The following is a 1,737-nucleotide window of genomic DNA, read 5'->3' on the forward strand; positions in this document are numbered from 1 at the left end:
GTCACCCTTTCTTTGAAAGGATTTGCGACAAGTCTGAAACACCTGTTTCGGACTTGTTTTTTGTTTACACTCGAATAGAAATCTGCTATAATACTAGTCAAGAAAGAAAGGCTTATGGCGTTTTTTTAGCGAGCTTGGGATAGTGAAAGCCAAGCAAAACAAGATAAGCAAGTGGCGCTTTCTCTCAGTAGATAGCTGAGTACAGTAGAATAAAATGAAGTAATAAATTAGGGTGGAACCGCGTTTTTGACGCCCCTAGGTCACTTGACTTAGGAGCAAAGACACGGTTTTTTTGTATCCAAAGTCGCAAGAATTAAAAAAGGAGTAATCATGTCTAAGAAATTAACATTTCACTGTGTCAGTGGCAGAGACCTCCTTACAGTCGGACTGCCCCACGCTCAGCACTAGGCTGCCTGAGCTAGACGCAGTACTACTCGTCTTGCCTCGTATGATCGACGAGGCAGACTCGTGTCGCAAGAAATTATATTAATTAAGGAGTATTCAATGTCTAAGAAATTAACATTTCAAGAAATTATTTTGACTTTGCAGCAATACTGGAATGACCAGGGTTGTATGCTCATGCAGGCTTATGATAACGAGAAGGGTGCGGGAACCATGAGTCCTTATACCTTCCTCCGTGCCATCGGTCCTGAGCCATGGAACGCGGCTTATGTGGAGCCATCACGTCGTCCTGCGGACGGTCGTTACGGGGAAAACCCAAACCGTCTTTACCAACACCACCAATTCCAAGTGGTCATGAAACCATCGCCTTCCAATATCCAAGAACTCTACCTAGAGTCATTGGAAAAATTGGGGATCAATCCTTTGGAACACGATATTCGTTTCGTTGAAGATAACTGGGAAAACCCATCAACTGGATCAGCTGGTCTTGGTTGGGAAGTGTGGCTTGACGGTATGGAAATCACTCAGTTCACCTACTTCCAACAAGTCGGTGGTTTGGCAACTGGTCCTGTTACCGCTGAGGTCACTTATGGGTTGGAGCGTTTAGCTTCTTATATCCAAGAAGTCGATTCTGTTTACGATATTGAGTGGGCTCCAGGGGTTAAATACGGAGAAATCTTCCTTCAACCTGAATATGAGCACTCAAAATACAGCTTTGAAGTTTCTGACCAAGATATGCTTCTTGAAAACTTCGAAAAATTTGAAAAAGAAGCAGGACGTGCTTTGGAATTGGGGCTTGTTCACCCAGCCTATGACTATGTTTTGAAATGTTCACATACCTTTAACTTGCTAGATGCACGTGGTGCTGTTTCTGTTACAGAACGCGCTGGCTACATTGCCCGCATCCGTAACTTGGCCCGTGTTGTAGCCAAAACCTTCGTCGCAGAACGTAAAAAACTTGGTTACCCACTTCTCGACGAAGCCACACGCGCAAAACTCCTAGCAGAAGAGGAAGAATAAAGAGAGCGTATTAGATGGGATTGACTGATAGAGCAATCCTACAGAACCAGTTGCCGCAGTGATAAAGGTATCGTTAGAGAAACTAACGATACCAGGCAAAATTAGAGACTTTAGGCTCCAATTTTAGCAATGAAACGACGAAGTCGGTTGCTTGCGTGCCAATCACATAAGGCAAACTGGAAAAAAAGATATTTTTCGGAGAAAAAACATGACAAAAAACTTATTAGTAGAACTAGGACTTGAAGAGTTGCCAGCCTACGTTGTCACACCAAGTGAAAAACAACTCGGTGAGAAAATGGCAGCCTTCTTGGATGA

Annotated in this window: 1 protein-coding gene and 1 pseudogene; both read left to right on the forward strand. The window is 43.5% G+C overall.

Translation table 11 applies throughout. The annotated features are described in order from the left end of the window. Positions 1-504 precede the first annotated feature (504 nt). Entirely contained in the window at positions 505-1,422 is a 918-nt protein-coding gene (gene glyQ, locus ACLOR3_RS09705; RefSeq protein ID WP_000038760.1) for a glycine--tRNA ligase subunit alpha, read from the forward strand. 208 nt (positions 1,423-1,630) lie between these two features. Next, positions 1,631-1,737 (forward strand): annotated as a pseudogene (locus ACLOR3_RS09710) (glycine--tRNA ligase subunit beta); the annotation flags it as partial.

Origin of the sequence: Streptococcus intestinihominis (genome assembly GCF_046824975.1) — a bacterium.
Lineage (GTDB): Bacteria > Bacillota > Bacilli > Lactobacillales > Streptococcaceae > Streptococcus.

Coding starts and splice junctions, on each gene's coding strand:
- glyQ (WP_000038760.1), top strand. CDS start 505: ATGTCTAAGAAATTAACATTTCAAGAAATTATTTTGACTTTGCAGCAA.